Source organism: Klebsiella sp. Q11, from assembly GCF_964241505.1.
Classification (GTDB): Bacteria; Pseudomonadota; Gammaproteobacteria; order Enterobacterales; family Enterobacteriaceae; genus Klebsiella; species Klebsiella michiganensis.
This window is the reverse complement of sequence record NZ_CAXSXW010000001.1, coordinates 123694-150295: the sequence shown is the minus strand read 5'-3', so window position 1 is coordinate 150295 and position 26602 is coordinate 123694. Positions and strand designations below refer to the sequence as shown.

The following is a 26602-nucleotide window of genomic DNA, read 5'->3' as shown; positions in this document are numbered from 1 at the left end:
AAAAACACAATAATCTGGCAAGAGATCAATATGTAGATAATACGAACACAGAATGTGTATATCTATGTAAGATCATTATATTCAATTGGTTAAAAAGGTGTTGATAATTAATATTATTAAAAAATACATAAAGACTTTATACAATTCTAACTAAAACGATAAAAACAACAAAAAATATTACTAACCAGTGCAATAAGGGGAAGCGAAGTGGATGACGTTCCCTGGCGCCAACGCTTTGATACACTAAATCATTGCTTAATAAAAAGGGGGCGTTATCTTTTTCAAAGAAACTACCTGGCGGGTCAACATGATGAGGTAAAAAATGTATACACCTGATGCAATGAAGCTATCAGATAAAAAGCATATTTTTGATTTTATTGACACTTATAGCTTTGGATTAGTCGTTTCACCCACCCTCAACGCCAGCCATTTTCCTTTTATCCTCGATCGTAGTTCTTCATCGCAGGGAATTCTTCTTTCCCATATGGCCCGTGCGAATCCTCTATGGAAAGACTTTGACGGAAAGAGGGTTCTCGCCATATTTCAAGGGCCCCATAGTTACGTTTCTCCAACCTGGTATCAAACTTCTCCCGCGGTGCCAACATGGAACTATACCGCCATTCACTGTTATGGCACGGTAAGCCTTGTACCCGTCAATGAATTGCGCACGGTGATGGATGCGTTAGTTCATAAACATGAACCAACCCTTCAGGCGCAGAAAGACGTTATGCCAAAGGCATTTATCGAAGAAAAATTAAAAAATATTATTGGATTCAAAATTGAAATTGAGGAGTTTCAGGCCAAAGAAAAGCTGGGGCAGCATCGTTCTCAGGCCGATCAGCGAGGAACGTTGCAGGGGTTAATCAACAGCCAATCTTCAGAGTCCGTTGCGCTGGCTGACTATATGCTTAAGGTGAAGAAAGGCACTGGCGTTTAAAAGCGATACTTCGCTCTATTATTTATGTTGGAGGAAAATACTTACACCTTACGTAATGTATTGAATCAACCATCCCGGAAAAACGTACTCGCGAGCGGCTTGTCGGAAGGATAATGAAATTGAATTTGAGCGCCGCGTTTATCAGAAGAAAGCATAGGGAAACGCCGTTTAAATCAGGGGTGAGTTCGGTTAAACCCGGCGCCTTACGCCGCCGGGAACGCCATTACTTCATTGCCCCCTCAAGGATAAGTTTGTCCTTTTCTCCGCGGGTGATGCTCTGCTGATGCAGGCTGTCAGCGAGCGTCACGTCATTGACGGCGAAAAAAGCCCAGGCCTGCGGCGTATTGGCGAACGTCACCTCATCAAACTGACTGTCGTGCAGGAAGGAGATACTGGTCGCTTTGGTGTTACGGAAGCTGACGTTGGAAAAACGCAGATTCTGGTGATAGGCATCGCGAGAATAGGTCAGCCCAAATGATTCTGCCATTTCGGCTACCGTCATGCCGTCAATCAGGATGCTGTGCTTAGCCGAAGTACCATCGACGGTGACGTCCTGCACCTGAACGTCGCGGAACTGAGCGGGCTCGTCGGCAGGGGTCGTATCATTCACGTCGGCGCTGTATTTGATAGTAAAAACGAACGGCTCTTTGGCGATATCTTTCATCGCATTATGGCGAAACAGCACATCCCTTACGCCGCCGCCGTAGTAAGGGCGGCTTTTCATGCGCAGGCCGACATCGGTCATATACATGACGTTATCCTCGGCGCGAACGTTTTCGATCCACGCGCCGGTATGGCTACCGGTCACCACGGCGCCGTGGCCTTTGCGGAAATAGTTATTAAAGATCCATGCCCCGCTTTGCGGCTGTTGATGAAAAGTTTCCGCGCCTTTACCAAACCCGGCGGCGAAATTGACGCAATCATCTCCGGTATCGAAGAAGTTATTGAAGACCAGCGCATTCTGGCTATTGCCGAACTCGACGCCGTCGGCGTTATTGCCGTCAAAGGTCTGGTGGACCAGGCCATTCAGGGTGATATTTTTTGACTCCAGCGCCATTACCCCGTGGAACGCGGGGTTGCGGATTGTCAGCCCGGCAAGATAGAGGTTCTGCACACCGCGCAGGGTCATCAGGCTGGAGCGGCGATTTTTATAGGCGCTATTGCTTTCGATGCCTTCCGCAATAGCAGCTTCGGTCTGATGCTTTGCCAGAATGCCGTCCGCGCTGACTTTTGCCGCACTGCTGGCCCGGTATTGCGGCAGCGCGTTCCCCATTTCGTCGATGATGGTGGCCTCGCCGCCGCTTTTGACGCCCCGGGTCCAGCCGTTGCCGTCAATCGTGCCTTGACCGACGATGCGAATATTGCGAAACGTTCCGGCCGGAGACTCGCCCTTATCGTCCGCTTCCAGCACGTTAATTAATGACGGCGGGCGGCGGAGCTGCGGATGATCGCTGTAGGGATAGAGGTAATAGCCTTTTTCCAGCGGATACTGGGCCGGATCGTCCGAACCCAGCAGGGTGGCGCCAGCGGCAATCTCCAGGGTCATATCGCTGTGCAGAAACAGCGCGCCGGTTTTGAATTCGCCGTCGGAAATCACCACCTTGCAGCCCTGAGGATAGTACGAGACCGTACAGCTATCGATCGCCTGCTGCAGCGCCTGGGTATTCAGCGTTGTGCCGTCACCCTTCGCACCAAAGGTTCTGGCTTCGATGATGTGCGGCGTTTTGCTGGTCCGCGCTTTAATCACCGCGCTATCCGGCGACTCTTTGCCATTGGCGTAGACCGCACGTACCGTAAATGTGTACTCCGTATCCGGCTCCAGATGGGTGACCGTAAAGGTACGCAAGTCGATTGGCTGCTGCCAGCCGTCGCTGGCAATCCGCTGATAGAAGTTATCAATATAGGGTTTGGCCGGTGAAAAATGGTTTTGATTTTCGCGCGCCAGACCCAGCCGCTCGCCCTGACGGTAAATCGCGTAGTCCACCACCTGCTGCGTCTCTGATTCCGGCTTTTCCCAAACCAGCACCAGGCTATTTTCATCGGCAGAAAGCGCGGGAACGAAGACATTCTGCGGCGCGGAGGCGGGCGCATCCTGCTGATTGTCGCGTGGGGCGCCGCTATCATTACAGCCGCCCGCGAGGCCAGCCAGCGCGATAGCCAGCGCCAGCATACTGCGTGAAGGTCCAAAGGTATTGCGCATAAATTTCCCTTAATGTCATATCGCTTGTAAAAAACAAAATGCATATTCATTTAAAATAAAATGACATTTTATATTTATGGCAAAAAATAAACGCGAGTCAGTTCAATCTTTCAGCAGGTGAAAAATAAAGCGTTGTTGGATAAGAAAAGGCGGCCAGGGCGTTAACCTCCGGCCCGCTTTCTCTTTACGGCGCGGAATATTGAATACGATAGCCGTGCGAGGTCGGTACGATATGCGCAAATCCCGACCCGCCAAGGTGCATACCGGCAATCAGCAGGTTTTCGCTGACGGCCTGGGCGAGGATCGCTTCCCGCGTCGCTCTGGCCTGCGCGGGATCGCAATCAAAAGCAACGGCGGCGGCGGGTCGTGCGGTCTGAATATGCGGAAAATGGACGATGTCGCCCCAGATCAGCAGGCTTTGCGCCGCGGCGTCGATGCGAAACCCGCTATGGCCCGGCGTGTGCCCGGGTAGCCATAGCGGGCGGATACCCGCGACGGCCTCGCGCTCATCCAGAAAACCGAGGCTGCGGGAATAGGCGTCCAGGGCGCGGCGGGCGAGCGTGAAGTTGCGCTGCCCCCGCGCATTGGCCCGGTTTAGCATGGCGTCGTCCTGCCAGTACTCGGCTTCCAGAGGGTGCAGATAAAGACGGGCGTTGCGATAGCGCGGCGCGCCGTTGGCATCCAGCAGGCCGCCGATATGATCCGGGTGAGCGTGGGTCAGCAGGACAGTATCCACGTCGTCTGGCGCACTCCCCGCCGCTCGCAGACTGGTTTCCAGCACGCCGCCTCCCGTACCCGCGTCGACCAGAATCGTCCTTCCCCGACCGCGAATAAGATAGCCACTAATGTCGATATTGCCGGGGTCAATGACGCCCGCGCTGCGCTGAATGTCTGCGGCATCGTCGATATTAATACCCGACAGCAGCGCCAGGCCAGCGGCCATGCTGCCGTCGCTGAGGGGCGCCACCTGAAAATCGCCAATCTGGCGGGAGAGAAAAGCGGGTTTGTGCATATCAACCTCTTAGCGTGATGGGGGCTGTATTTCAGTCGGGCTTTGCAACTGACCGGCCATGGGCTCATACATCGAGACGTTTTCCCGTCCCGCCAGCAGCATGGCTTCCCGGCGCGGCAGAACGTACGCCACGCGCTGCGGCGGGTTGTTATCCAGCCCGGCGGCCGAAAGTTTTGTTGGCGGATATCCCAGTTCCGACTCAACGACGTCCAGCGGCTCGGGGCTCAGTAGCAATACATCCCCCTCAGCGACGGCAGGAAAGACGCCGCCGTAGCGATACAGGTTTCGCCGCCAGTCGCGAATATGCGCCTGCCAGCGGGAAAAGCTGCCGCCGCCTTTCTGGCGATACGCTTCACTGGCGAGCGTATCGCCATGCTCGATGGTATGAATAGCAAGATAGACCGGGCAGCCGGAGGAGAGCGCCCTGAAGCGCTGCGAGGCGCGGAATCCGCTGACGGACACCAGCGCAGGCAGCTTGTCCTCGCTGTAAAACCTGTTCCAGCCGGCTTCGCTTTGCGGGTCGGCGTAGCTGCACTCAACGATATATAACATGGGCTGCCCTCTGCATGATGGAATGATGTTATTGACGTTTGATCATGCTACGTTGGGCACTAAGCGCTATAAAACGATATTATTTCACCACTCAATGACATTTCGTCATTGATAAACCTTCAGCAGAGGCGGCGTTCGTGCGAAAAAAACTCCCCAGCAGTACCTCGCTGCAGGCCTTTGAGGCTGCCGCCAGGCACGGTAACTTTGCCCGCGCGGCGGAAGAGCTGTCGCTTACCGAAGGCGCGATCAGCCGGCAAATCGCCCGCCTGGAATCGCTGTTAAACTGCAAGCTGTTTGAACGGACTGGGAGCCGGGTACGGCTGAACCCCAACGGCGCGCGCTATGCGCACCATGTCCGCGAGACGCTGGAGCGTCTTGAGCGAGATACGCAGTATCTGATGGGGGCTGCGGACGGCAGCCGAAGCCTGGAAATCGCCGCGCCGCCGACCTTTGCCAGCCGCTGGCTCATTCCCCGACTGGGGGATTTTCAGCGCCGGAATCCGGATATCACGCTGAATATCGCGGTCAGAACCGACCCGTTTATCCTCACCGGCAGCGGTTTTGACGCGGCAGTTCATTTCGAGCATCCCGCATGGGCAGGAATGCGCTTGCGGTTTCTGTTTGAAGAGAGACTGGTGCCGGTATGCCACGCCGGGCTACTTACGGGAGAAGATCTCGCCAGCCAGCTGAACGCGCTGCCGCGTATTCATCGACGGCAGAATCCTGACGCCTGGCAGCGCTATGCTGAAGAGTGCGGGATCGCGCTGGATAATCCGGCGCAGGGCGTGCGCTACGATCTGCATGAGATGGCGATAGCCGCCGCGCTGGCCGGGCAGGGCGTTGCGCTGGTACCGCACGTGTACGTTGAAAAAGCGCTCGAAAACGGGACGCTGGCTGCGCCCTGGCCGCAGGCCCGCAGCCTGAGCAAGCGCTTTTGCCTGGTGAGGCCGCTGGAAAACGGCGTCAACGAATCGGCGCTACAGGCGTTTGAACAGTGGTTATTGGCGCAATAAGGCCCGGTCGCGGGCCGTAGACGCGTTAAGCGCAGCCTCAGGCGTGGGATAAAAGCGGGAACATCAGCTTATTCTCTTTGAAGATATTTTCTTTTTGTCCGTAGATAAACAGAATATCTTCGCCTTCGATTTTTTCATACTCGCCGGTCCGATTCTCTTTGGGGGTAAAGCCGAGGATAGCCTGGTACGTATTTTCATCGGCGAGCTCGTTAATAATGGCCGACAGGGAACGTCCGCTGTCGCAGAAAATATCAAAACAGATCAGCGCCGGACCGTTTTGCATCGCAATCGCGATGGCCTGGTTTTTGTCGGAATAATAGACGAAGTGCTTCATAAAGGCGGAGCAGTAGAACATCAATAAACCGAAGTTATCCTCTACCCGCAGCTGTGAAAACGGATTCGATTTTTGATAGTACCGCTGTAATCGCGCAACCTCTTCCGGCTGGTCCATATCGAGCTTGCGGAAGTCGCCCGCTGCCGGTACCACCGGCATAATATATTGATGTTCGGCGGTGCGCTCGAAGCCAAATTTCGGATAAAAATCAACGGTTGTCGGGTTAGCAAACAGGAAAAAGGCGTCGGCCTTATCCTGCCAGTCCGTCAGAATCTCCCTGACGAGCTGCCCGGCCAGGCCCTTATCACGATGATCGATATCGGTCATCACGGTGCCGATTTGAATATAGCGGCGGGGTTCGTCCTGCCAGATTAGATCGATAATATTGGCGGAGGCGTTAGCAATCACTTTATTGTTGCTCACCAGGGCGTAGGGAATATAGGCGTCGGTCCAGTACCCTTTGCGGTACCACTCTTTAAAGGAGAGATCGAAGGTTTTAATCGCCAGGTCAATGAAGCTATTTCTTAACACATCATTGTGCACAATTTGCTTATCTAATTTGTAGTTCATCGTCGACATTCCTTACGCTGCGGGTGAGGCACTGTTTTCGGCCATCTGTTCGGCGGTCCGATCTCTGTCGGGCGAGCTAAAAATAGCATATCCCCACGGATGGGCGACGATTGTCGCGCCTAAGCTTTGCTCAGGTCACACATTCGCGGAAAATAGGGCTAAAAATGGCGCGCTTTTGTCGCCCCAGGGAACATCGCCCTCAGGCAAAAGACGCCTTTAGCAAATGAAAGTTTGCCAGTCATCAAAAACGAAGAGGAATATATTGCGTTCATGGTCATGACCCCTATCATTAATAGGTAGGGTAAATGTGGTATCATCGCGCCTTTCCCTTTTCGTCCTGGGGCTCTTTTTTATGCAACAACCTGTTGTTCGCGTTGGAGAATGGCTGGTTACTCCCTCTGTTAACCAAATTAGCCGCAAGGGGCGTCAGCTAACTCTCGAACCGCGCTTAATCGATCTTCTGGTTTTCTTTGCCCGTCATCCCGGCGAAGTACTCAGTCGGGATGAGCTCATCGATAATGTCTGGACCCGCAACGTTGTCACCAGCCACGTCGTCACGCAAAGCGTTTCCGAGCTACGTAAGTCGCTGAAAGATGGCGACGATGGCAGCCTTGAATATATCGCTACCGTACCCAAACGCGGCTATAAGCTGACGGTGCCGGTGATCTGGTGTACCGAAGAGGGGGAGGAGCCGACGCCGGTTATCCCCGCAGAAACGACGACGGTCGGGTTTGACGCGCCGTTGACCTCCCCGCAGCCCGATGCGGCTGCGCCAGACAGCACAGCGGTGGCGAAGCCGGAAAAACGCAAGCGGCTGAGCACGTTTATCGTCTGGGGTCTGTTCCTGCTGGCCCTCGCGAGCTGCGTGGCGCTGGTGGCCCTGTCAACCCTGCAGTCGCGCCCGCCGGTCACGAAAACCCGGCTGCTGCTTAACCCGCGTGATGTCGATATTCACCTGCTCAGCGGCAACACCTGCAACAACTGGTCATCGCAGCACTCCTATGCCATCGGGCTGGGGAGCCTGATTACCACCTCGCTGAACACCTTCTCCACCTTTATGGTGCACGACAAAACCAACTACAACATCAATGAGCCGAGCAGTTCCGGTAAAACCCTGACCATTGAGTTCGTCAACCAGCGGCACTATCGCGCACAGCAGTGCTTCATGTCGGTGAAGGTGGTGGATAACGCCGACGGCTCGACCATGATGGATAAGCGTTACTTTGTCACCAGCGACAACCAGCTTTCGATTCAGAACGACCTGCTGAGCAGCCTCTCTGAGGCGCTGAAGCAGCCGTGGCCGGCGCGGATGCAGGAGATGTTAAAGCAGTATCAGCCGTCGCAAAGTATCGCGCTTACCCATTTCTATCAGGCGCATCAGCTATTAATGAACGGAGACATTGATTCGCTGGGCAAAGCCAGTAGCCTGCTTGCCGACGTGAATAAGCAGTCGCCGGACTTTACCTATGCGTGGGCGGAAAAAGCGCTGGTTGACGTATTGCGCCATTCTCAGCAGCCGCTGGATGATAAACAGCTCGCCGATCTGTACAGCGAAATAACCCGGGTGGGTAATATGCCGGGGATTAAAGATATGGCAATATTTTATCAGATTAAAACGGTGGATATGCTGGGCAAAGGAAAAGTGGATGAAGCCTATGACGCGATTAATGCCGGGATTGATCTGGAAATGTCGTGGATGAATTACGTGCTGCTGGGCAAAGTCTACGAAATGAAAGGGCAGAACCGGGAAGCTGCCGATGCCTATCTGACGGCGTTTAATTTACGCCCGGGTGAGAATACATTTTACTGGATTGAAAACGCCGTATTCCAGACCTCCGTGACCCGCGTGGTTCCGTATCTCGATAACTTCCTCGCTTCAGAATAAGTAAACCCTCATCATGGTCATGGTCTTGGCCGTGGTGAGGTTAAAATTATGTTTCTCATGAGCCACAAGGTTGTTATTTTTTATAACCTCTCTGGTCCCGCACGCAACACTTTTTCAACACGAAGTTGACCTTGTAACCTAATGAAAAATATCTGAATTTACCTTTCCCTGATATCAACATGTCATCCTGATATGTTGCGCGAAAAAGGTCAAAATATCATTTGTCTGATGTTTGCAGTTATTTCACTTTATCTTTAGGACTTATCTCGTACTAATCCGTAATCTTGTTGGCAGTTGGTCGGGTCAATAAAAGGTTCATCATCATGATCTGTACCTCCCAAATAAACTTAGGAGAAAAGCAAACATGAGTTCTGCCAAGAAGATCGGGCTATTTGCCTGTACCGGTGTAGTCGCCGGTAATATGATGGGGAGCGGTATTGCATTATTACCTGCAAACCTCGCTAGCATCGGTGGTATTGCCATCTGGGGTTGGGTGATTTCTATTATTGGCGCGATGTCTCTGGCTTATGTTTATGCCCGGCTGGCGACCAAGAATCCGCAGCAGGGTGGCCCAATTGCCTATGCCGGTGAAATATCCCCAGCGTTCGGTTTCCAGACCGGCGTGCTTTATTATCACGCCAACTGGATCGGTAACCTGGCAATCGGTATTACCGCCGTCTCTTATTTATCAACATTCTTCCCAATTTTAAATAACCCGGTGCCGGCAGGTATTGCCTGTATCGCCATCGTATGGATATTCACCTTCGTGAATATGCTCGGCGGGACCTGGGTGAGCCGCCTGACAACAATTGGCCTGGTACTGGTACTTATTCCGGTGGTCATGACCGCGGTGGTCGGCTGGCACTGGTTTGATGCCGCAACCTATCAGGCAAACTGGAATACCTCCAGCACCACTGACAGCCACGCGGTAATCAAAAGTATCCTGCTCTGCCTGTGGGCCTTTGTCGGGGTAGAATCTGCCGCCGTGAGTACCGGGATGGTGAAAAACCCGAAACGCACCGTGCCGCTGGCTACCATGCTGGGCACCGCGATGGCCGGTATCGTCTACATCGCCGCGACCCAGGTGATTGCGGGTATGTATCCTGCCTCTCAGATGGCCGCATCCGGTGCGCCGTTTGCAGTGAGCGCCTCCACCATTCTCGGCGGCTGGGCTGCGCCGATGGTTTCCGCCTTCACCGCCTTTGCCTGCCTGACTTCGCTGGGTTCGTGGATGATGCTGGTGGGTCAGGCCGGCGTACGTGCCGCCAATGACGGTAACTTCCCGAAAGTGTATGGCGAACTCGACAGCAACGGTATTCCGAAAAAAGGCTTGCTGCTGGCCGCGGTGAAAATGACCGCGCTGATGGTGCTGATTACCCTGATGAACTCTACCGGCGGCAAAGCGTCTGACCTGTTCGGTGAGCTGACCGGTATCGCGGTACTGCTGACCATGCTGCCTTACTTCTACTCCTGCGTTGACCTGATTCGCTTCGAAGGCATCAATGTACGCAACTTCGTCAGCCTGATTTGCTCCGTACTCGGCTGCGCGTTCTGCTTCATCGCCCTGATGGGGGCAAGCTCCTTCGAACTGGCCGGTACCTTTATCGTCAGCCTGATTATCCTGATGTTCTACGGTCGCAAAATGCACCAGCGTCAGAACAACGACAACTCCGCTGATAGCAGCACCGCCAGCGCGCATTAATCAGCAACCCTATTCCTGAGGCTCCTTCCATCACCTGTCACGACGTGGCGGGAGGGGCTTTCTTTATCTGGAGATTTGACTATGAACGTTATCGCAATCATGAATCACATGGGTGTCTACTTCAAAGAAGAACCCATCCGTGAACTGCATCGCGCCCTCGAACGCCTGGACTTCCGTATTGTCTACCCGAACGACCGTGAAGACTTATTAAAACTTATCGAAAACAATGCGCGTCTGTGCGGCGTGATCTTCGACTGGGATAAATACAATCTCGAACTGTGCGAAGACATCAGCAAAATGAACGAATACATGCCGCTGTACGCCTTTGCGAACACTTACTCAACGCTGGACGTGAGCCTCAACGATCTGCGGATGCAGGTTCGCTTCTTCGAATATGCGCTGGGCGCAGCGGAAGATATTGCCAACAAAATCAAACAGAATACCGACGAGTATATCGACACCATTCTGCCGCCGCTGACCAAAGCGCTGTTTAAATACGTGCGTGAAGGCAAATACACCTTCTGTACCCCAGGCCATATGGGCGGTACCGCGTTCCAGAAAAGCCCGGTCGGCAGCATCTTCTACGATTTCTTTGGTTCCAATACCATGAAATCCGATATCTCGATTTCGGTTTCTGAACTCGGTTCTCTGCTGGACCACAGCGGCCCGCACAAAGAAGCGGAAGAGTACATCGCCCGCGTCTTCAACGCGGAACGCAGCTACATGGTGACCAACGGGACCTCTACCGCCAACAAAATTGTCGGCATGTATTCCGCCCCGGCCGGTAGCACCGTGCTGATTGACCGTAACTGCCATAAATCGCTGACCCATCTGATGATGATGAGCGACATTACGCCAATCTACTTCCGCCCGACCCGCAACGCCTACGGTATCCTCGGCGGTATCCCGCAGAGCGAATTCCAGCATGCGACCATCGCGAAGCGCGTGAAAGAAACCCCGAACGCGACCTGGCCGGTGCACGCGGTTATCACCAACTCCACCTATGACGGTCTGCTGTACAACACGGACTACATCAAGAAAACCCTGGATGTGAAATCCATCCACTTTGACTCCGCGTGGGTGCCTTACACCAACTTCTCGCCGATTTATGAAGGCAAATGCGGGATGAGCGGCGGCCGCGTCGAAGGGAAAGTGATTTACGAAACCCAGTCCACGCACAAACTGCTGGCGGCGTTCTCTCAGGCCTCGATGATTCACGTTAAAGGCGACGTGAACGAAGAAACCTTTAACGAAGCCTACATGATGCACACCACCACTTCTCCGCACTACGGCGTGGTGGCCTCGACGGAAACCGCGGCGGCGATGATGAAAGGCAACGCCGGTAAGCGCCTGATTGACGGCTCTATCGAACGTTCAATCAAGTTCCGTAAAGAGATCAAACGTCTGAAAGGCGAGTCCGACGGCTGGTTCTTCGACGTCTGGCAGCCGGAACATATCGATGGCGCTGAATGCTGGCCGCTGCGCTCCGACAGCGCGTGGCACGGCTTCAAAAACATCGATAACGAGCACATGTATCTCGACCCGATTAAAGTCACGCTGCTGACTCCGGGGATGAAGAAAGACGGCACCATGGATGAGTTCGGTATTCCGGCGAGCATCGTGGCGAAGTATCTCGACGAGCACGGTATCGTGGTCGAAAAAACCGGTCCGTACAACCTGCTGTTCCTGTTCAGTATCGGTATCGACAAAACCAAAGCGCTGAGCCTGCTGCGTGCGCTGACCGATTTCAAACGCGCGTTCGACCTGAACCTGCGGGTGAAAAACATGCTGCCGTCGCTGTATCGTGAAGATCCGGAATTCTACGAAAACATGCGCGTTCAGGAACTGGCGCAGAACATTCATAAACTGATTGAGCACCACAACCTGCCGGACCTGATGTTCCGCGCGTTCGAAGTGCTGCCGACCATGATGATCACGCCGTACGCCGCGTTCCAGAAAGAGCTGCACGGTCAGACCGAAGAGGTGTATCTCGAAGAGATGGTGGGTCGCGTCAACGCCAATATGATCCTGCCGTATCCTCCGGGAGTGCCGCTGGTCATGCCGGGTGAAATGATCACCGAAGAGAGCCGTCCGGTGCTGGAGTTCCTGCAGATGCTGTGCGAAATCGGCGCCCACTATCCGGGCTTCGAAACCGATATCCACGGCGCCTATCGTCAGGCGGATGGTCGTTACACCGTTAAAGTGCTGAAAGAAGAAAATAACAAATAATCGATGCACAACAGGGAAGTGGCTTGCCACTTCCCTTTTTCACGCTGCAAGGAGAACACATGAAAACACCCTCACAGCCGCGCGCGATTTATTACATCGTTGCGATCCAAATCTGGGAATATTTCAGCTTTTACGGCATGCGTGCCTTACTCATCCTCTACCTCACCCATCAGCTCGGCTTTGATGACAGCCACGCTATCAGCCTGTTCAGCGCTTACGCTTCCCTCGTGTACGTCACTCCTATTCTCGGCGGCTGGCTTGCCGACCGCCTGCTCGGCAACCGCGCGGCGGTGATTGCCGGCGCGCTGTTAATGACGCTTGGCCACGTGGTGCTGGGCGTCGAATCCGATTCCACCTGGAGCCTGTACCTCGCGCTGGCGATCATTATCTGCGGCTACGGCTTGTTCAAATCCAACATCAGCTGCCTGCTGGGCGAGCTCTATGCCGTTGACGACCCTCGCCGCGACGGCGGTTTTTCGCTGCTGTACGCCGCCGGTAACGTCGGCTCCATCGCCGCGCCTATCGCCTGTGGGCTGGCGGCGCAGTGGTACGGCTGGCATATCGGCTTTGCGCTGGCGGGAATCGGCATGTTTGTCGGCCTGATGATTTTCCTCAGCGGTAGCCGCTACTTCCGCCACGCGCGCGGCGTCGATAAACAGGCGCTGCGGGCGGTAAAGTTTGTGCTGCCGACCTGGGGCTGGCTGGTGGTGATGCTCTGCGTTGCGCCGGTGTTTTTCACGCTGCTGCTGGAGAATAACTGGTCCGGCTATCTGCTGGCGATCGTGTGCGTGTTCGCCGCCCAGATGGTGGCGCGCATTATGGTCAAATCGCCGGAGCATCGCCGCGCGCTGTGGCAGATCGTTCTGCTGATGCTGACCGGGACTCTGTTCTGGGTTCTGGCGCAGCAGGGCGGGAGTTCGATCAGCCTGTTCATCGACCACTTTGTTAACCGTCATCTGCTGAATATTGAGGTGCCGACCGCGCTGTTCCAGTCGGTTAACGCCGTGGCGGTGATGGCGGCTGGCGTCGTGCTGGCGTGGCTGATGCGGCCGGAAGGCGCGACCCGCTCGGCGCTGCGCGTGTGGCTGAAGTTCGCCTTTGGCCTGGTGCTGATGGGCTGCGGCTTTATGCTGCTGGCGCTTAATGCGCGCCACGGCGCGGCGGAAGGGCAGGCATCAATGGGCATGATGGTGGCCGGCCTGGCGCTGATGGGCTTTGCCGAACTGTTTATCGACCCGGTAGCGATGGCGCAGATCACCCGCCTCAATATGCCCGGCGTCACCGGGGTACTGACCGGAATTTATATGCTGGCGACCGGCGCGGTAGCCAACTGGCTGGCGGGAGTGGTGGCGCAGCAGACCACCGAGTCGCAGATCAGCGATACGGCGATTGCCGCATATCAGCACTTCTTTGCCCAGATGGGCGAATGGACGCTGGGCTGCGTGGCGGTGATTGTCGTCGTCGCCTTTGCCGCCGCGTTTAGCGTCGGCAAACGCCGCGCGGCCGCCGGTGAACTTCCCGGCGGCGGCGCCTAGCCCCGTCTGGCGACAGGTCCGGCTTACCGGGGCTACAAAATCGTGCTGCCTGGTAGCCCGGCTAAGGCGTTTACGCCGCGAGCCGGGGATCGGTAACCCCAACAGTGGAGCGACAAGCCGCTCCTTGCACCGTTTACTGAACAGGAGGAGGATATTCTGGCAGGCGCGGAAGCCGAAGATAAAAAACTGTTACTGAAGCGATGGCTGAGCGAAATCAGCCGGAATTGAAGCCAGGCTCCTTAAGATTGTTCTTTGGCGTCGACGCCGGAACAGGCCGCGCTGGAGAGTGACCTGGTTCAATTATCGAAGCAAGTTTGCAAGCAGGGTTATGAGGAACCAACATGTCTGAACAACAAGCACAAGGTGCCGATGAGGCAATTGACCTTAATAATGAACTGAAAACCCGTCGTGAAAAACTGGCCGCGCTGCGCGAGCAGGGCGTGGCGTTCCCGAATGATTTTCGCCGTGACCACACTTCTGACCAGCTCCATGCGGAATTTGATGGTAAGGAAAACGACGAGCTCACCTCTCTGAACGTCGAGGTCGCCGTGGCTGGCCGCATGATGACCCGCCGGATTATGGGGAAAGCCTCTTTCGTCACCTTACAGGACGTCGGCGGCCGCATTCAGCTGTACGTCGCGCGCGACGATCTGGCGGAAGGCGTCTACAACGAACAGTTTAAGAAATGGGATCTTGGCGACATCATCGCCGCCCGCGGTAAGCTGTTTAAAACCCAGACCGGCGAACTCTCCATTCACTGCACCGAGCTGCGCCTGCTGACCAAGGCATTGCGCCCGCTGCCGGACAAGTTTCACGGCCTGCAGGATCAGGAGGCGCGCTATCGTCAGCGCTATCTGGATCTGATCTCCAACGAAGAGTCGCGCCACACCTTCAAGGTGCGTTCGCAGATCCTCGCCACCATGCGTCAGTTCATGGTCGCGCGCGGCTTTATGGAAGTCGAGACTCCGATGATGCAGGTGATCCCCGGCGGCGCCTCCGCGCGTCCGTTTATCACCCATCACAACGCGCTCGATCTGGATATGTATCTGCGCATCGCGCCGGAGCTGTATCTGAAACGGCTGGTGGTCGGCGGCTTCGAACGGGTGTTCGAAATCAACCGCAACTTCCGTAACGAAGGGATCTCCGTGCGCCACAACCCTGAGTTCACCATGATGGAACTCTATATGGCGTATGCGGATTACAAAGATCTGATCGAACTGACCGAATCTCTGTTCCGCACGCTGGCGCAGACCGTGCTGGGGAAAACCGAAGTCCCGTACGGCGACCAGGTGTTCGACTTCGGCAAGCCGTTTGAAAAACTGACCATGCGCGAAGCGATCAAGAAATACCGTCCGGAAACCGAGATGGCGGATCTGGATAACTTCGAGGCGGCAAAAGCGCTGGCGGAATCCATCGGTATTCACGTTGAGAAGAGCTGGGGGCTGGGGCGTATCGTCACCGAGATTTTCGACGAAGTAGCGGAAGCCCATCTGATCCAGCCAACCTTTATCACCGAGTATCCGGCGGAGGTTTCGCCGCTGGCGCGCCGTAACGACGTGAACCCGGAAATCACCGATCGCTTCGAGTTCTTTATCGGCGGGCGTGAAATCGGCAACGGCTTTAGCGAGCTGAACGACGCGGAAGACCAGGCCCAGCGTTTCCAGGATCAGGTCAACGCCAAAGCGGCGGGGGATGATGAAGCGATGTTCTACGACGAAGACTACGTCACCGCGCTGGAATATGGCCTGCCGCCGACGGCCGGTCTGGGCATCGGTATCGACCGCATGGTGATGCTGTTTACCAACAGCCATACCATTCGCGACGTGATTCTGTTCCCGGCAATGCGTCCGCAGAAGTAAATCCCGCTAAAACCAGGTCCCCTCGTTTCCCTGAACCGGGGGGCCCTTATTTCGACGTGTTTAATTCCGACGAGCAATAATTGCGAATCAGCTTACTCCGGACACCTTATGTGCTATAACAGCGCGCATAAAAAACATAAGGTGTTAATTAAATGAAAAAAATAAAATTAATTGTTGGTGGCGTGATCTGTGCAAGTTATTTATTTACGTCAGTATTATCAATGGCAAGTGATAATATCAACAACCATACCGTTCATTTTGATAAAGGCAGCAACGGCACGATAATAAAAAGCACCGTGACCGGTGACGGTGTTAACGACTATACGCTGGAGGCGAAAGCGGGCCAGATGATGCATATCAATATGAACAGCCAGCGGCCGCATCCTTATTTCAATGTTATCGCTCCTGATAATAATTCGATTTTTAACGGTTCTCTGAGCGGTGATACCTTTGAGCAACGTCTGATGAGCAGCGGTAAATATACGGTGCGGGTTTATCAGATGGGCGGCGCGCGCGATGAAAGGAAAACCAGCGCTTACGCGCTGACGTTTAAAATTACCGACTAATATTTGGCGGCTGTCTATTCAGGCTGTCCCGGAGGCGGCGCGCTGCGCCTGTCCGGGCTACCGGCCCGCAGACGGCGGGGAACCCGTAGCCCAGTCAGCGCAGCGCCACTGGGGAAACAAAGCGCAGAGTGGCTGAATTTCCCGGAGGCGATGCTGCGCATTTGTCCGGGCTACCGGCCCGCAGACGGCGGTGGACCCGTAGCCCGGTCAGCGCAGCGCCACCGGGAAACAAAGCGCAGAGTGTTGCAGAGGGGCCTGTTCCCGGGTTAAAGCCCTTCGGTGACGATTTTTGCCGCCGCGGCTAACACCTCTTTGCGGCTTTTCGCATCCTGCTGCGGCTGGGTAAAATAGGTCACCAGCACCAGCGGGGCATGATTTTCCGGCCAGATCACCGCGATATCGTTGGTGGTGCCGTAATCTCCGCCGCCGGTTTTATCCCCGACCACCCAGCTTGCGGGCAGGCCTGCGCGAATGCTTTGCCCGCCGGTGGTATTGCCTTTTAGCCACGTCACTAACTGGGCGCGCTGCTGTTCGCCCAGCGCATTGCCCAGCGTCAGCTTGCGCAGGCTTTCGGCCATCGCCAACGGGGTGGTGGTATCGCGCTTATCGCCGGGAATCGCGCTGTTCAGCGCCGGCTCCGTACGATCGAGACGAAAAGTGACATCCCCGATACTCTGGGCGAATGCGGTCACCTTTTCCGGTCCGCCAAGGTAGCTAATCATCTTATTCATCGCGGTATTGTCGCTGTACTGCAGCGCCGCCGCGCTGAGTTCCGCCAGGGTCATTCCGCTTTGCAGATGTTTTTCGGTGATCGGGCTCCAGACCACTAAATCCGATTTTTTAATCTCCAGCCTTTTATTCACCACCTCTGGATTGCTTTCGCTCTGTTTTAACACCGCGGCGGCGGCCATCACTTTACCGGTGCTGCACATGGCAAAACGTTCATCGCCGCGATAGAGGGTTTGCGAATCATCTGCCGTGTTAATCAGCGCTACGCCCAGCCGACCGCCGGAACGTTTTTCTAAATCAGCCAGCTTTTGCTGGATAGCATCGGCACTGGCCCATAATGAACCGCTCGCCAGCAGCAGCGGAACGGCGGCGGCGGCCATCAGGGCGGTTTTACGCCACGAACTTTTCAACATCTCAGACTCCTTGATAGTGATGAGCTGCCCGGACTATCCGCGACTCCCGCGCTTTTGACAAGCACTATGTCGATGATGGAATTCCATCATAAATTCGTTATTCGTCCTCCTCTGCGCCTGCTTATAGTGTCTCTCCCCGGCAAAATAAAATCAGGAGCCGCTATGTTCCCGTCACAGTTACCAAAACCGCGCCATCCCGCCGCCTCGGCGATCCCCTCGCTGCGTTGGGCCATTATTGGCCCCGGCTGGATTGCCGAGCGCTTTGTGAAATCGTTAAAAGAGCTCAGCCGCCAGCGGGTGGTTGCCGTCTCCTCGCGCACGCAGCAAAAAGCCGACGATTTCGCCGCCCGCTGGGGGATCCCGCAGGCTTATGCTCAGGTGGATGAGATGCTGGCGCGACCGGATATTGATGCGGTTTACGTTGCCACGCCGCATAACCACCACTTTCCCGACGGGCTGCGGGTGCTGCAGGCGGGCAAACATGTGCTGATTGAAAAGCCGTTTGCGCTGAACCGGCGGGAAGGCGCGGCGCTGAAAGCGGAGGCCATGAAGCAGGGGACCCTGGCGATGGAGGCGATGTGGTGCGACTACGCGCCGAAGTATGACGTGATTCGCCAGCTGCTGGAGGACGGCGTGCAGGGCGATCTGCACACGCTGCTCGCCGATCACGGCGAGTTTTTTACCCCGGATCATCGCATTTTTAATGCCGATCTCGCCGGCGGGCCGATGATGGATCTCGGCAGCTATCTGACCTCATTCTGCGTGATGGTCGGCGGCGTGCCGCAGGACATTATCGCCCGCGGGCGTCCCGCCCAAAGAGGCGTCAACGGGCAGATTTCGATGCTGTTTAACTGGGAAAACGGCTTACAGGGATTGCTCAATACCACCCTGTTCAGCAACACGCCGGGCGGCGCGGTGGTGGCCGGGCGCGATGCGACCCTTACCCTCGACGGGCAGTTCTACGCGCCGGGGAATTTTACCCTCGCCGCCAGCCAGGGCGGGCAGGTGCTGCACTGGGAGGAGCCGCGCAACCGCTACGACCAGCTGTTTTATCAGGCCGAACATTTTGCCTGGTGCGTGGGGCAAGGGCTTACGGACTCGCCGATCCGCCCGCTGGCCAGGGTGTTGGAAAACCTGAGCGTGATGGACGAAGTGCGGCGGCAGATTGGCGTGATATTTAACGAGGAGCGTTAACGGCGCGCCGTTGCCCCGTATGCCGACCGCATACGGGGCTTTTTTACGCCAGCGGTTCGACGCTGACAAACTGCCCTTGCCGCAGGGAAAGCACGGCGGCTTCGGCGATAGCCTGCGCCCGCAGCCCGTCCAGCAGCCCCGGCAGGTCCGGCACCGCTTCTCCGCCTAGCGAGCGGACAAAAGCATCCAGATGCGCGTAGTACGACCCCTCGACGCGACTGAACCAGTCCGGATAGAGTCCGGGCTGAATGCAGCGCGCTCCCTGCCACAGCGTGACGCCGCGCGATGCCTGACTGCCGGACTCTATCACCCCCTGCGGGCCAAGCAGGCTAATGCGCTCATCGTAGCCGTGGCCGGTGCGCCGGGTGTTGTCCAGCTGCGCCAGCGCGCCGCCGCGCATCCGCAGCATGACAATAGAGGTATCGACATCGTCGAATTCGGCAATTTCCGCCAGCGCCAGCGCAGCCCCCAGCGCGGCGACGATCGTCACTTCATCACCGGTAAGAAAGCGCAGCAGGTCAAAGAAGTGAATCGCCTGGTCGCGCATCTGGCCGCCTGAGCTGCGCAGATATTCCAGCGGCGGCATAACCGATGCCCGACACACCATCTGAACCAGTTCGATTTGGCCAATCGCGCCAGCCTCGATCTCCCGGCGCAGCTGCTGGTGGCTGGCGTCGAAGCGGCGGTTAAAGCCAACTGTCACCGGTACCCCGAGCGGCAGCACTTTCTCGACGACCTGGCGGGCGCGGGCCAGCGAAAGATCGATCGGTTTTTCGCAGTAGACCGCTTTTCCCGCGCGCGCGGCGGCTTCCAGCAGCGCCGCGTGTGAAGGCGTCGAGCTGGCGATCAGTACCGCGTCAATGGCGTCGCTATTGATGGCCTCGGCGACGGTTACCGCCCGCGCGCCGTAGCGGGAAGCCAGCGCTTTCGCCCGCTCGGGATCGGCGTCGGCCACCATGGCCAGAACGGTCCGCTCATGGCGAGCGAGGCTGGCGGCGTGAACCTGGCCAATAAAACCGCTGCCCAACAATGCAAAACGAATGCAGGTCATTTTTTTCTCCAGAAAGAGGGATTTAGCGTTGCCAAAGTAATCCGTTTGCTACACTGACCGACACGGGCGTTTTGATGGATTTCCATCATGGGGGAGACGAGACGATGAAAAGCATTTCGCTGGAAGCACTGGCTAAACGGATTGGCGTGGGCGTCGCGACCGTTGACCGGGTGCTTAACGAACGCGGCGGCGTGTCGCCGGAAACCACGCGCAGGGTGCTGGAGGCCGCGCGGGAGGCCGGGCTGAAGCGCATTCTGCCGGAAGAGCGCCGTCTCCCGTGGCAAATAGAAGTGTTTCTCAGCGATAACGATTCGCGCTTTTTCTCCCGTCTGACGCAGGATTTCGCCGACGTGGCGGATAGCCTTGGCTATCGCCGACTGACGCTGCACCGCACGCTGGTGGCGGAGTCCGCGCCGGAAAAGCTGGCGAAAAGCCTTATCCGCAGCAGCAAAAAGCGCCATGCGATAATTGTCTTTGGCAACGAACATCCGCGGGTCTATGACGCCTTGCGCCAGTGTCGCGAGGCGAACGTGCCGGTGATTACGCTGGTCACCGATCTCCCCGGCGCGCAGAGGCTTTGTCACGTCGGGATCGATCAGCAGCAGGCCGGCCGCACCGCGGGCAGGATGATGGGGTTAATGGCGCACCGTCCTGGAGAAGTGCTGATGCTCAGCGGGCGCCAGGACTTCAGCGCTCATCGCTTACGGATTCAGGGATTTCGCGAGGTGATTAGCCAGCGCTTTCCGCATCTGCTGCTGGGCGAGGTTTTGGCGGGGGAGGACAACCGACAGCGAATCGACCGCGTGCTGGAAGAGGCCCTGCGCCGCAACCGCGACGTGGTGGGCATCTACAATACCGGGCTGGGCAACACGCAGGTGGCGCAGGCGCTGGCTCGCCATCGCCGCTACGGCGAGTGCTGCTGGATGACCCATGAACGCTACAGCACCACCCGTGAACAGCTGGCCCTGGGGGGAATGGCGCTGACGATCGATCAAAACCCGCGCCAGCATGCCCGTCTGGCGGTGGAGCTGGCCCTGCGCCATCTGGAAACCGGCTATCAGCCGCATCTCTTCAGCGACGGCAAGGTCGAATTTATCCTTTACAGCGCTGAAAACGTCGACTGAGCGCCCGCCGCCCGCGGGGCGACATCCCCTTTTACACCCTATATCCTGTCTCGTTTTAAACCGCTGCCGCTATCGGCGCGCCGCGCGGCAAACCGTCGCCTGCCTCTCATTTTTTGCGCATTTATGCGTCAATGTTAGATGTGTGTCAAAGTTCTGTTAACACGCAGTTTTAAAATTTTCATTTCAGTTATTTACTTATAAAAGTTTCATATGTGTTGTTAATGAAATAAATGGTCTGGAATTTTTCTTCCGCTATAAATGGACTAATGTTTCAAAAAACCATTTTAAAACAACTGAATTTTGTGATTTCGATCAACAACAAAAAATGCACCAGCGCGCGGGCTGTTTTTTCAAAAAGCTGGAAAAGCAGGCGCTTAACGCACAATTAATGAAACTATTTTTTCATTTTACCTTACCTAACCGATGTACCTGAAAATAAAGGATCAACGATGAATATTAAGAAAACGGTTGTTGCCTCTTTGCTAGCCTGCATGCTGCCAGCGGTCGTGATGGCGAAAGATATTTCGGTCGGTGTTTCCATGGCGCTATTCGATGACAACTTCCTGACGATTCTGCGCACCGCAATGCAAAAAGAGATGCAAAAAGATGGCGTTAAGGCGCAGGTGGAAGATGCCAAAGGCGACGTCTCCCAGCAGCTACAGCAGGTACAGAACTTTATTGGCCAGGGCGTCGACGCGATTATCGTCAACCCGGTCGACACTAACGCGGTCAAACCGATTATGGACCAGGCGACCAAAGCGGGCATTCCGCTGATCTTTGTTAACCGCCGCCCGCAGGCGCAGCTGACCGACAAAATGGCCTACGTTGGCTCCGACTCGGTGCTGGCGGGGCGCTTACAGATGGAAGCGTTAGCCAAAGCGATGAACGGCAAAGGGAACGTCGCCATTCTGCTCGGCGACCTGGCGAATGAATCGACCCGTGACCGCACCAAAGGTGTCGAAGAGGTGGTGGCGAAGTACCCGGATATCAAAATCGTGCAGAAGCAGACCGCGAAATTTACCCGCAACGATGCCGTTGACGTGGTCAGCAACTGGATGACCAGCGGCGAAGACATTCAGGCCATCGCCTCCAACAACGATGAAATGGCCATCGGCGCGCTGCAGGCGCTGGGTAAAAACCCGAACCATATCCTGATAGCCGGGGTGGACGGGACGCCGGATGCCCTGCAAATGCTCAAAAACGGCAAGATGATCGCCACGATTTTCCAGGATGCCAAAGGGCAGGGCGAAGGCGCGGTGGATGCCGCCATTAAGCTGGCCAACGGCGAGAAAGTGGAAAAGATCATCGACGTCCCTTACCAGCTGATCACCAAAGACAACATGGCTGAGTTCGTTAATCGCAACCAGAAATAGTCGCTCAGGGTACGGAGGTGAAGTATGAACGCTTTTGCACTTGAAGCCGAAGGGATCAGCAAATTCTTCCCCGGCGTGAAGGCGCTCGACAACGTCTCATTACGCGTGCGCCCGGGGACGGTGCACGCGCTGATGGGCGAAAACGGCGCCGGAAAATCCACGCTGATGAAATGCCTGATCGGGATCTACCGTCCCGATAAGGGCGCGATCCGCGTTAAAGGGGAGCCGGTCCAGTTTCAGGATACGATGGACGCGCTGCGCGCCGGGATCTCGATGATCCACCAGGAGCTGAATCTGGTGCCGCATATGACGGTGGCGGAAAATATCTGGCTCGGCCGCGAGCCGATGAAATACGGTTTTGTCGATCATCGCCAGCTTGCCCGCCAGACGCAGGATCTGCTGGATAAACTCAATATCCGGCTATCCGCCGACCGGCTGGTGGGGGAGTTAAGTATCGCCTCCCAGCAGATGGTGGAAATTGCCAAAGCGGTTTCGTGGAACGCGGATATTGTGATTATGGATGAGCCGACCTCGGCGTTAACCGAAAGCGAAGTGGCGCATCTGTTTACCATTATTCGCGATTTACGCCAGCAGGGAAAAGCCATTATTTATATCAGCCATAAAATGGATGAGATTTTCGCGATTACCGATGAGATCAGCGTATTTCGCGATGGCACCTGGGTCGGCAGTAAACATACCACCGAGTTTACCCGTCAGTCGCTGATCACCCAGATGGTCGGCCGGGAGCTCACCCAGCTCTTTCCCAAGTTCAATAACGCCATTGGCGAAGAGGTGCTGACCGTCCGCAATCTGTCGCGCAAGGGGGTCTTTCACGATATCAACTTTAGCGTACGCCGCGGCGAAATCCTCGGCGTGGCGGGGCTGGTGGGGGCCGGGCGTAGCGAAGTGATGGAGAGCCTGTTCGGCATGGATAAAGCCGATAGCGGCGAAGTGCTGATTGAGGGAGTGCCGGTCACGATTGACTCGCCTTCGACGGCGATTGAAAAAGGGATGGCGCTGCTGACGGAAGACCGCAAAAAGTCCGGACTGTTTCTCGTGCTGTCGGTGCTGGAGAATATGAGCATCGTCAAAATGCCGGAATATATCGGTAAAACCGGCTTTGTTCAGCACCTCAAAATGGCCGAAGACTGCATGGAGCAGATCCGCCGCCTGAATATTAAAACCCCCACCATGGATCAGATTATTAATAACCTCAGCGGCGGTAATCAGCAGAAGGTACTGATTGCCCGCTGGCTGCTGGCCCAGCCGAAAATACTGATTCTCGATGAGCCGACGCGCGGAATCGACGTCGGGGCGAAAGCGGAAATTTACCATCTGATCAGCGAGCTGGCCAACCGCGGCGTGGCGGTGATTATGGTCTCTTCAGAATTGCCTGAGATTCTCGGGATGAGCGATCGGGTGATGGTCATGCATGAAGGGCGTATTACCGGCATCCTCAATAAAGAGGACGCCGACCAGGAAACCATTTTGTCGTTGGCATCCCATTGAGGCACAGAGAATGAGCAATATGAAAATAACGGCGACCCCGATCACTGAGAAACCCTCTTTCTTTGGGCAATTACGCCACCGGCTGCCGAAAGATACCGGGATATTTATCGTCATGCTGGTGATTGCCCTGACGTTTGAAATTGCCGGCTGGTACGTCCGCGACCAGTCCTTTTTATTAAACACCAATCGCCTGATATTAATTGTTTTACAGGTAGCGATTATCGGTATTATCGCCGTCGGGGTCACCCAGGTCATTATTACCACCGGCATTGACCTCTCCTCCGGCTCGGTGATCGCTCTCGCCGCCGTGGTGGCGGCAAGCCTCGCGCAAACCTCCGATAGCCTGTCGCCGATGTTCCCGTCGCTGGTCAATATGCCTGCGATTATCCCTATTGGCGCCGGCATCGGCGTCGGTCTTCTGTGCGGCTTAACCAACGGTTTTCTGGTGACCCGCACCGGCATCCCGCCGTTTATCGCGACGCTTGGAATGATGGTGTCGGCGCGCGGTCTGGCGCAGTACTACACCCAGGGCAACCCAATCAGCTTCTTATCCGACAGCTTTACCGCCATCGGCCAGGGGGCGATGCCGGTGATTATTTTCTTCGTCGTCGCCGCGGTCTTCCATATCGCCCTGAAGCATACCCGCTACGGTAAATACGTTTACGCTATCGGCGGTAACATGACGTCGGCCAAGGTCTCCGGTATCAACGTGAATAAATACCTGGTGATCGTCTATGCCATCGCCGGGGCGCTCTCCGGCCTCGCGGGCGTGGTGCTGGCGGCGCGCGTCAGCAGCGGGCAGTCGAGCATGGGCATGTCCTACGAACTGGATGCTATCGCCGCGGCGGTTATCGGCGGCAGCAGCCTGATGGGCGGGGTGGGGCGCATCACCGGGACCTTAATCGGCGCGATGATCCTCGGCCTGATTAAAAGCGGGTTTACCTTTGTCGGCGTCGACGCCTACGTGCAGGATATTATCAAAGGCATCATTATCGTCGCGGCGGTGACTATCGATATGCGCCGCAACCGCAAAAAGCATTGATCGGCAATAGCCCACGGCCCTGGCTGGCGTGGGCTGTATCGCGTTTTACGTCGCGCCGCAAGCGGGCTCATCCGCGGCAAGACGTAAACTGTTGAGCAGCACGTTCGCCCCTTTCTCCGCCCATTCCGGCAGAATGTTCTCCGCTTCGTTATGGCTAATTCCCTTCTCGCAGGGAATGAAAATCATGCTGGCGGGCGCGACCTTGCTGATATAGCAGGTATCGTGCCCGGCGCCGGAAACCATGGTTCGCGCGCTATAGCCCAGTTCGTCCGCCGCCCGCTGGCTGCGCGCCAGACATCCGGCATCAAAGGCAATGGGCGCGTAATCAAAAATACGCTCGACGTTTGCCGTCACGCCGCGCGCCGCCAGCGCTTCAGCGGCGCGATGCAGGGCGAGCTCCATCGCTTCCAGCGCCGGGGATTGCGGATGACGAAACTCGACGCTGCACGCCACGCCTCCCGGCACCACGTTGCGCGATCCTGGTATCACCTGCGCCATGCCGATAGTCGCACGCCCGTCTGGATTATGGGCGATACCGATTTGCTCCACCGCCAGCGCCAGCTCGGCGAAGGCGGTCAGCGCGTCGCGGCGGCTGCCCATCGGCGTGGTTCCTGCGTGGGCGGAAAAGCCCTCCAGAGTGACGTTGAACCAGCGTTGGCCCATTGCTGCGTGAACGAGGCCGATATCAACGCCTTCCTCTTCCAGAATCGGCCCCTGTTCGATATGCACTTCGTAGCAGGCGTGGAGCGGGAAGGCGGCGGCAGGACGCTCCCCGCGATAGCCGATAGCCTCCAGCGCCGCGCCAACGCTGATGCCGTCGCGATCTTCGCGGGCGAGGGCGAAAGCTTCGCTAAACTGCCCGGCCCACACGCCGGACGCCAGCATCGCCGGGGCAAAGCGCGCGCCCTCTTCGTTGGTCCAGTTCACCAGCACGATATCGCGTTCGGTCTCAATGCCGCGATCGTTCAGCGTGCGCAGCGCCTCCAGCCCGGCGAGAACGCCGTAAATGCCGTCATAGCGGCCGCCGAGCGGCTGGGAGTCGACGTGGGAACCGGTCAGCACCGGGGCTAACTGCGAATTTTTACCGGCGCGGCGAATAAACATATTGCCCATGCTGTCGACGTCGCAGGGAAAGCCGGCTTCCCGCGCCCACTGGCGCAGCAGGTCGCGCGCCTGACGATCCTCTTCGCTGAGCGCCAGCCGGGTCACGCCGCCCGCCGGCGTGGCGCCGAGCAGCGCCATCTCGTTGAGCGTCGACCACAGACGTGCGCCGTTGACGGTTATCATGACTTGTCCTTTTGCACGCGATAGCGGAAGTCGCAGCATTTACCGCCCTGCATGATGGTGGTGGTGCGGGTCAGCTCCACGTCCGGGGCGTAGCCGACGATAAATTTATCGTCGCGGGCGCAGGAGAGCAGGTGGCCAATCTCGCCGAGGCCCATTTCGTGGTACATCTCGGCGTAGCGGCAGCGGTTCACGTTGTAGTTATACTGCTGGTCGTCGGCGTCCAGCACCGTGACCTCCAGGGCGTTATCTTTTTCCCACAGATACTGCAGCGCGACAAAGCTCTGGATATCCGCACCGTTCGGCTCCTCGCGGGCAAACGCTTTTCCCGCCTCAATGGCGGCGTTTTCAATCGCTTCGCCGATGACCGCCTGGGCGCGAGCCTTCCCTATCTCGCGCACCAGGATGGCGTAAATCGGCTTGATTATTTCTGCTTCAATTTTGCGGCGGGCGAGAATGCCCAGCTCGTTATTATCACTCATCACATTG

The 26602-nt window shown here is 56.4% G+C and carries 21 protein-coding genes; 13 read left to right on the top strand and 8 right to left on the bottom strand.

The genetic code is table 11. The annotated features are described in order from the left end of the window. Nucleotides 1-322: 322 nt before the first annotated feature. Nucleotides 323-937: an FMN-binding negative transcriptional regulator gene (locus tag ACESQ2_RS00620; RefSeq protein ID WP_038423285.1), complete on the top strand. Its 615-nt coding sequence runs from the start codon at nucleotides 323-325 to the stop codon at nucleotides 935-937. 223 nt (nucleotides 938-1160) lie between these two features. Here ACESQ2_RS00620 and ACESQ2_RS00615 read toward each other — a convergent pair whose 3' ends face one another. The 3 genes from ACESQ2_RS00615 to ACESQ2_RS00605 all read right to left on the bottom strand — a co-directional run bounded on the left by ACESQ2_RS00615 (nucleotide 1161) and on the right by ACESQ2_RS00605 (nucleotide 4701). Further along, on the bottom strand, nucleotides 1161-3137 hold the full coding sequence (locus ACESQ2_RS00615; protein ID WP_046876926.1) for a glycosyl hydrolase family 28 protein: 1977 nt from the start codon (nucleotides 3135-3137) through the stop codon (nucleotides 1161-1163). Between the two features lie 184 nt (nucleotides 3138-3321). Next, entirely contained in the window at nucleotides 3322-4149 is an 828-nt protein-coding gene (locus ACESQ2_RS00610; protein ID WP_046876925.1) for an MBL fold metallo-hydrolase, read from the bottom strand. Between the two features lie 9 nt (nucleotides 4150-4158). After that, nucleotides 4159-4701, bottom strand: coding sequence for a hypothetical protein (locus tag ACESQ2_RS00605; RefSeq protein WP_014837702.1), 543 nt, complete (start codon nucleotides 4699-4701; stop codon nucleotides 4159-4161). A gap of 137 nt (nucleotides 4702-4838) precedes the next feature. Here ACESQ2_RS00605 and ACESQ2_RS00600 point away from each other — a divergent pair, with 137 nt between their 5' ends. Next, nucleotides 4839-5714 (top strand): LysR substrate-binding domain-containing protein, encoded by an 876-nt coding sequence (locus ACESQ2_RS00600; RefSeq protein ID WP_046876924.1) that lies wholly within the window; start codon nucleotides 4839-4841, stop codon nucleotides 5712-5714. A 37-nt stretch (nucleotides 5715-5751) separates the two neighbouring features. Here the strand turns inward: ACESQ2_RS00600 and ACESQ2_RS00595 are convergent, their stop codons facing one another. Continuing rightward, the gene (locus ACESQ2_RS00595) at nucleotides 5752-6618 is read right to left on the bottom strand and encodes a GNAT family N-acetyltransferase (protein ID WP_032719595.1); all 867 of its coding nucleotides are present in this window, start codon (nucleotides 6616-6618) and stop codon (nucleotides 5752-5754) included. Nucleotides 6619-6970: 352 nt separating this feature from the next. On the opposite strand from ACESQ2_RS00595, the gene cadC reads away from it, so the two are divergent. From cadC to ACESQ2_RS00565, 6 genes are all read left to right on the top strand, one after another. Beyond that, nucleotides 6971-8503 carry a lysine decarboxylation/transport transcriptional activator CadC gene (gene cadC / locus ACESQ2_RS00590; RefSeq protein WP_048261503.1) on the top strand — a complete coding sequence of 511 codons (1533 nt, stop codon included), beginning with the start codon at nucleotides 6971-6973 and terminating at the stop codon, nucleotides 8501-8503. 364 nt (nucleotides 8504-8867) lie between these two features. Continuing rightward, nucleotides 8868-10205 (top strand): cadaverine/lysine antiporter, encoded by a 1338-nt coding sequence (cadB, locus tag ACESQ2_RS00585; RefSeq protein WP_004848490.1) that lies wholly within the window; start codon nucleotides 8868-8870, stop codon nucleotides 10203-10205. A gap of 81 nt (nucleotides 10206-10286) precedes the next feature. After that, complete coding sequence (gene cadA / locus ACESQ2_RS00580) at nucleotides 10287-12434, top strand: lysine decarboxylase CadA (RefSeq protein ID WP_004848492.1); 2148 nt, start codon at nucleotides 10287-10289, stop codon at nucleotides 12432-12434. Nucleotides 12435-12493: 59 nt separating this feature from the next. After that, complete coding sequence (gene dtpD / locus ACESQ2_RS00575) at nucleotides 12494-13969, top strand: dipeptide permease DtpD (protein WP_046876922.1); 1476 nt, start codon at nucleotides 12494-12496, stop codon at nucleotides 13967-13969. Between the two features lie 341 nt (nucleotides 13970-14310). Continuing rightward, a complete protein-coding gene (gene lysS, locus ACESQ2_RS00570; protein ID WP_004848495.1) occupies nucleotides 14311-15828 on the top strand; it encodes a lysine--tRNA ligase in 1518 nt (505 codons plus the stop codon). 152 nt (nucleotides 15829-15980) lie between these two features. Beyond that, the gene (locus ACESQ2_RS00565; protein WP_014228246.1) at nucleotides 15981-16394 is read left to right on the top strand and encodes a hypothetical protein; all 414 of its coding nucleotides are present in this window, start codon (nucleotides 15981-15983) and stop codon (nucleotides 16392-16394) included. Nucleotides 16395-16660: 266 nt separating this feature from the next. On the opposite strand, the gene ACESQ2_RS00560 is transcribed toward ACESQ2_RS00565, so the two are convergent. Next, complete coding sequence (locus ACESQ2_RS00560; protein WP_025107110.1) at nucleotides 16661-17536, bottom strand: extended-spectrum class A beta-lactamase OXY-1-2; 876 nt, start codon at nucleotides 17534-17536, stop codon at nucleotides 16661-16663. A gap of 162 nt (nucleotides 17537-17698) precedes the next feature. On the opposite strand from ACESQ2_RS00560, the gene ACESQ2_RS00555 reads away from it, so the two are divergent. Next, nucleotides 17699-18730 carry a Gfo/Idh/MocA family protein gene (locus ACESQ2_RS00555; protein ID WP_373170092.1) on the top strand — a complete coding sequence of 344 codons (1032 nt, stop codon included), beginning with the start codon at nucleotides 17699-17701 and terminating at the stop codon, nucleotides 18728-18730. 43 nt (nucleotides 18731-18773) lie between these two features. Here ACESQ2_RS00555 and ACESQ2_RS00550 read toward each other — a convergent pair whose 3' ends face one another. After that, nucleotides 18774-19781, bottom strand: coding sequence for a Gfo/Idh/MocA family oxidoreductase (locus ACESQ2_RS00550; RefSeq protein ID WP_373170091.1), 1008 nt, complete (start codon nucleotides 19779-19781; stop codon nucleotides 18774-18776). Between the two features lie 104 nt (nucleotides 19782-19885). Between ACESQ2_RS00550 and ACESQ2_RS00545 the strand changes: the two genes are divergently transcribed. The 4 genes from ACESQ2_RS00545 (at nucleotide 19886) to ACESQ2_RS00530 (ending at nucleotide 24829) form a co-directional block, all read left to right on the top strand. Further along, complete coding sequence (locus ACESQ2_RS00545) at nucleotides 19886-20905, top strand: LacI family DNA-binding transcriptional regulator (RefSeq protein WP_046876920.1); 1020 nt, start codon at nucleotides 19886-19888, stop codon at nucleotides 20903-20905. A gap of 449 nt (nucleotides 20906-21354) precedes the next feature. After that, entirely contained in the window at nucleotides 21355-22278 is a 924-nt protein-coding gene (locus ACESQ2_RS00540; protein WP_046876919.1) for a sugar ABC transporter substrate-binding protein, read from the top strand. A 24-nt stretch (nucleotides 22279-22302) separates the two neighbouring features. Next, on the top strand, nucleotides 22303-23787 hold the full coding sequence (locus tag ACESQ2_RS00535; RefSeq protein WP_004848509.1) for a sugar ABC transporter ATP-binding protein: 1485 nt from the start codon (nucleotides 22303-22305) through the stop codon (nucleotides 23785-23787). 19 nt (nucleotides 23788-23806) lie between these two features. Next, entirely contained in the window at nucleotides 23807-24829 is a 1023-nt protein-coding gene (locus tag ACESQ2_RS00530) for an ABC transporter permease (RefSeq protein WP_170873311.1), read from the top strand. A gap of 45 nt (nucleotides 24830-24874) precedes the next feature. Here the strand turns inward: ACESQ2_RS00530 and ACESQ2_RS00525 are convergent, their stop codons facing one another. After that, nucleotides 24875-26116, bottom strand: coding sequence for a Zn-dependent hydrolase (locus tag ACESQ2_RS00525; RefSeq protein ID WP_122117662.1), 1242 nt, complete (start codon nucleotides 26114-26116; stop codon nucleotides 24875-24877). Then, nucleotides 26113-26595 carry an L-2-amino-thiazoline-4-carboxylic acid hydrolase gene (locus tag ACESQ2_RS00520; RefSeq protein WP_122117661.1) on the bottom strand — a complete coding sequence of 161 codons (483 nt, stop codon included), beginning with the start codon at nucleotides 26593-26595 and terminating at the stop codon, nucleotides 26113-26115. Before ACESQ2_RS00520 ends, ACESQ2_RS00525 begins: the two co-directional genes overlap by 4 nt. Between the last annotated feature and the right edge of the window lie 7 nt (nucleotides 26596-26602).

What these genes read in the sequence shown, in the direction of transcription:
- ACESQ2_RS00620 (WP_038423285.1), top strand. Translation starts at nt 323, where the DNA reads ATGTATACACCTGATGCAATGAAGCTATCAGATAAAAAGCATATTTTT.
- ACESQ2_RS00610 (WP_046876925.1), bottom strand. Translation starts at nt 4,149, where the DNA reads ATGCACAAACCCGCTTTTCTCTCCCGCCAGATTGGCGATTTTCAGGTG.
- ACESQ2_RS00615 (WP_046876926.1), bottom strand. Translation starts at nt 3,137, where the DNA reads ATGCGCAATACCTTTGGACCTTCACGCAGTATGCTGGCGCTGGCTATC.
- lysS (WP_004848495.1), top strand. Translation starts at nt 14,311, where the DNA reads ATGTCTGAACAACAAGCACAAGGTGCCGATGAGGCAATTGACCTTAAT.
- ACESQ2_RS00525 (WP_122117662.1), bottom strand. Translation starts at nt 26,116, where the DNA reads ATGATAACCGTCAACGGCGCACGTCTGTGGTCGACGCTCAACGAGATG.
- ACESQ2_RS00560 (WP_025107110.1), bottom strand. Translation starts at nt 17,536, where the DNA reads ATGTTGAAAAGTTCGTGGCGTAAAACCGCCCTGATGGCCGCCGCCGCC.
- ACESQ2_RS00565 (WP_014228246.1), top strand. Translation starts at nt 15,981, where the DNA reads ATGAAAAAAATAAAATTAATTGTTGGTGGCGTGATCTGTGCAAGTTAT.
- ACESQ2_RS00605 (WP_014837702.1), bottom strand. Translation starts at nt 4,701, where the DNA reads ATGTTATATATCGTTGAGTGCAGCTACGCCGACCCGCAAAGCGAAGCC.
- cadB (WP_004848490.1), top strand. Translation starts at nt 8,868, where the DNA reads ATGAGTTCTGCCAAGAAGATCGGGCTATTTGCCTGTACCGGTGTAGTC.
- ACESQ2_RS00550 (WP_373170091.1), bottom strand. Translation starts at nt 19,781, where the DNA reads ATGACCTGCATTCGTTTTGCATTGTTGGGCAGCGGTTTTATTGGCCAG.
- cadC (WP_048261503.1), top strand. Translation starts at nt 6,971, where the DNA reads ATGCAACAACCTGTTGTTCGCGTTGGAGAATGGCTGGTTACTCCCTCT.
- ACESQ2_RS00545 (WP_046876920.1), top strand. Translation starts at nt 19,886, where the DNA reads ATGAAAAGCATTTCGCTGGAAGCACTGGCTAAACGGATTGGCGTGGGC.
- dtpD (WP_046876922.1), top strand. Translation starts at nt 12,494, where the DNA reads ATGAAAACACCCTCACAGCCGCGCGCGATTTATTACATCGTTGCGATC.
- ACESQ2_RS00540 (WP_046876919.1), top strand. Translation starts at nt 21,355, where the DNA reads ATGAATATTAAGAAAACGGTTGTTGCCTCTTTGCTAGCCTGCATGCTG.
- ACESQ2_RS00595 (WP_032719595.1), bottom strand. Translation starts at nt 6,618, where the DNA reads ATGAACTACAAATTAGATAAGCAAATTGTGCACAATGATGTGTTAAGA.
- ACESQ2_RS00530 (WP_170873311.1), top strand. Translation starts at nt 23,807, where the DNA reads ATGAAAATAACGGCGACCCCGATCACTGAGAAACCCTCTTTCTTTGGG.
- cadA (WP_004848492.1), top strand. Translation starts at nt 10,287, where the DNA reads ATGAACGTTATCGCAATCATGAATCACATGGGTGTCTACTTCAAAGAA.
- ACESQ2_RS00520 (WP_122117661.1), bottom strand. Translation starts at nt 26,595, where the DNA reads ATGAGTGATAATAACGAGCTGGGCATTCTCGCCCGCCGCAAAATTGAA.
- ACESQ2_RS00535 (WP_004848509.1), top strand. Translation starts at nt 22,303, where the DNA reads ATGAACGCTTTTGCACTTGAAGCCGAAGGGATCAGCAAATTCTTCCCC.
- ACESQ2_RS00555 (WP_373170092.1), top strand. Translation starts at nt 17,699, where the DNA reads ATGTTCCCGTCACAGTTACCAAAACCGCGCCATCCCGCCGCCTCGGCG.